2 protein-coding genes, 1 tRNA gene and 1 pseudogene are annotated in these 3,111 nt (G+C 66.5%); 3 read left to right on the top strand and 1 reads right to left on the bottom strand.

Translation table 11 applies throughout. The features are described 5' to 3' along the window. Window positions 1-344 (bottom strand): annotated as a pseudogene (locus ACLQ62_RS06320) (tripartite tricarboxylate transporter substrate binding protein); the annotation flags it as partial. Window positions 345-523: 179 nt separating this feature from the next. Here ACLQ62_RS06320 and ACLQ62_RS06315 point away from each other — a divergent pair. From ACLQ62_RS06315 to ACLQ62_RS06305, 3 genes are all read left to right on the top strand, one after another. Then, complete coding sequence (locus ACLQ62_RS06315) at window positions 524-2,170, top strand: ATP-binding protein (protein WP_411720808.1); 1,647 nt, start codon at window positions 524-526, stop codon at window positions 2,168-2,170. Further along, window positions 2,167-2,865, top strand: coding sequence for a response regulator (locus ACLQ62_RS06310; RefSeq protein ID WP_411720807.1), 699 nt, complete (start codon window positions 2,167-2,169; stop codon window positions 2,863-2,865). The genes ACLQ62_RS06315 and ACLQ62_RS06310 overlap by 4 nt, the downstream gene beginning before the upstream one ends. Window positions 2,866-2,945: 80 nt before the next feature. Then, a tRNA-Pro gene (locus ACLQ62_RS06305) sits at window positions 2,946-3,019 on the top strand. Window positions 3,020-3,111 lie beyond the last annotated feature (92 nt).

Raw genomic sequence — 3,111 nt, 5'->3', positions numbered from 1 at the left:
ACCGCCCCGACCATGACCAGGCCGGTGACCATGAGGGTGTGCGGGTTCTGTTCGTTCGCCAGGGAGGCGAGGCCGACGGTTCCGCCGGCGCCGCCGATGTTCTGGACCGGCGCGCTGTCCAGGATGCCTTCGGCGGTGAATGTTTCAGACATGGCGCGGCCGGTTTGGTCCCATCCGCCGCCGGGGTCTGCCGGAACGATGATCTGGAGGTCGCTGACCTCTACCGCTTCTGCTGTTTCGCTGCCCTTGCCGGTGTCGGTTCCCGGATCGGCGGCCGGGGTGCTGCAGGATGCCAGGGTGACAGCCGTTGCTGCGGCCACGATGACCAGTGCGAGTCGTCGCATGATTTCTCCTCATTGAGTGATTGCCTCGTTGCAAAACGCGATGATGCTGATGAGAACGGTAGGTCCCGCCGGCGACGTCGCGCCTCTTTTGTAAGTATTGGACGTGACTGGTGCGCGGTCCGGTGGGTTCACGAGTCGTCGCCGGCGGCAGTTGGGGCGACAATGGGGGAGTGAAAGCAATGTCGCTTCGAGTCCAGCTCCTGCTGCTGCAGGCGCTGATCGTGTGCGCCGTCGTGCTGGTGACCGGACTTGTGGCGGCCAGCCTGTTCGAGCGCCAGATGCGTGACGCGTACCTCGACCGCATGATCGGTGTCGCCCAGTCCGTTGCCACCCTGCCGGCCATCCGCGATGCGTACGACGACGAAGACCCAGCCGCCGTGATCCAGCCGATCGCCGAGGTGATCCGGGAGGCGTCGAACGTGACCTATGTCGTCGTGACGGATGCCGACGGCATCCGTTATTCGCACCCCGATCCGGACCGTATCGGGGAGCGGGTGTCGACCGACCCGTCCGTGCCGCTCTCCGGGAAGACGTTCGTCGGCACCCAGACCGGCACGCTGGGGGAGTCGTGGCGGGCGAAGGTTCCCGTGCGGGGTGAAGACGGCGAGGTGATCGGCACCGCGTCGGTGGGCATTCTCGAGTCCGATCTGCGGGACGATTTCGTCGGCGGGCTGGGTGCGCTGGTGTTCCCGTTGATCGCGTCGGCGGTGGTCGGGATTTTCGGTGCCGCGTGGGTGACGGCGATCATCCGCCGGCGGATCTACCGGCTGGAGCCCAAGGAGATCGCGTCGCTCGTCGGCTCGCGGGAGACGATGCTGCACGGCATGAGCGAGGGAATGATCAGTGTTGACGAGGGAGGCGTGATCGCGCTCGTCAACGATGCGGCGCTCGAATTGCTTGGGCTCGAGGAGGATTCGCTGACCGGGCGGGTGGCTGCCGACGTACTCGATCCGTCGCTGGTCGGTGTGCTGCAGCGTGGTGAACCCGGCGGGCAGCTGGTGCTCGCGGGGGAGCGCATCCTCGTCGCCCGAAGCACCGGTACCGAACTGGACGGCAAGACCGTCGGAGCGACGCTGCTCGTGCGCGACCACACCGAACTGCACCAGCTGTTGCGCGAGATGGACGGCGCGCAGTCGCTGACCAACGGGCTCCGGGCGCAGGCGCATGAGTTCGCGAACAAGCTGCACGTGATCTCGGGACTGCTGGAGCTTGGCCTGGTCGAAGATGCGCGGGCGTTCGTCGAACGGACCGGCACGGGCGGTGCGCTGCGGGTGCCCGGGGAAGAAGTGCTCAGCGAGTTCCCTGAGCTCGCCGCGCTGCTGCTGGTGAAGGCGAGCCATGCCCGCGAGCTGGGAATGTCGGTGTCGATCACTCCCTCGGAGCCGCTTCCCGCCTGGCTGCGGTCGGATGCCGCGCTCACCATCCGCGGGGACCTCGTCACGGTGGTCGGCAACCTCCTCGACAACGCGCTCGAAGCGTGCTCGGCCGGCAACCGGATCGAGCTCGGTTTCGCGGTCGAGCCGACTCTCATCCGGGTCGCGGTGCAGGACGACGGCGAGGGCATTGCGCCGGACCAGTATGAGCGGGTGTTCGAGGAGGGTGTCAGTTCCAAGGCTGTGACGGATGCCGACAGTCCCGCATTGCGTCGGCGCGGCATCGGCCTCGCGCTTGTGCGGCGCACGGTGTTGAGAGCCGGTGGGACGGTGACCGTCGGGCGGTCGGTCCTCGGGGGAGCGGTGTTCACGGTCGAGCTGCCGGTCGGCGACCTGCCTCAGGCATCCCCGGATGCAGCGACATCGGTGGACGTGCCGGCGGTGCTGAAGTGACGGTCTCCTCGAAGCTGCGGACGATCATCGTCGACGACGATGTCGAGGTGGCGGCGCTGCACGCGAAGTTCGTGGGCGCGCATCCGGCGTTCGATGTCGCCGCCACCGCGCACAGCGGCCCGGAGGCGCTGTCGCTGATCGCCGAACACCGTCCGGACCTGGTGCTGCTCGACTTCGACCTGCCTGGGCTGACTGGACTGGAGGTGCTTCGTGACGTGCGCGCGATGGGCGGTGCCCAGCCCGAGGTGATCGCCGTGACTGCGGCGCGGGATGTCGACAGTGTGCGGCAGGCGCGCAGTGCCGGGATCCAGCATTACCTGGTGAAGCCGTTCACGGCGCTCGACCTGCGGGCGCGCCTGGATGATGTGGCGCGCGACCGGCTTGCCCTCGTGGCATCCGGCACACGGGAGGCACTCGCGCAGCGTGACATCGACGCGCTGATGCGAACTGGTGGGCGTGGACGTATCCAGCTGCCGAAGGGCCTGAGCGGTGAGACTCTCGTCACCGTCGAGGAGGCGCTCGTTTCAGCGCCGAACAGTTCGGCGGGGGAAATTGCGGAGTTGTCCGGGATCTCGCGGGTGAGCGCACGGCGCTATCTGGAGTATCTGGTGGAGGTGAATCGGGCCCAGAAGACACTCGACTACGCGACATCCGGTCGTCCGTCGACGCGCTTCTCCGGGAGCCGTGTCGGCTGAGTTGCGGCTGTTCGCAGTGACAGAACTGGCACTGATTGTCCTGTAGCATTGACGAGGTCGCCCGTGAGGGTGACTGGTCGCGGGCTGTGGCGCAGCTTGGTAGCGCACTTGACTGGGGGTCAAGGGGTCGCAGGTTCAAATCCTGTCAGCCCGACCGAATGTCCCGGAAACTCAAGGGTTTCCGGGACTTTTTAGGTTAAGAGATTTGATTGAGTCATCACTACGTCATCACTTTGAGCACTTTTC

It is taken from the genome of Mycetocola sp. (genome assembly GCF_046716805.1).
Lineage (GTDB): Bacteria > Actinomycetota > Actinomycetes > Actinomycetales > Microbacteriaceae > Mycetocola_A.
The sequence above is the reverse complement of the archived record's forward strand: the minus strand, read 5'-3'. Positions and strand labels throughout refer to the sequence as shown.

Excerpts from the sequence above, each read along its gene's own strand:
- ACLQ62_RS06315 (WP_411720808.1), top strand. The coding sequence starts at position 524 with ATGTCGCTTCGAGTCCAGCTCCTGCTGCTGCAGGCGCTGATCGTGTGC.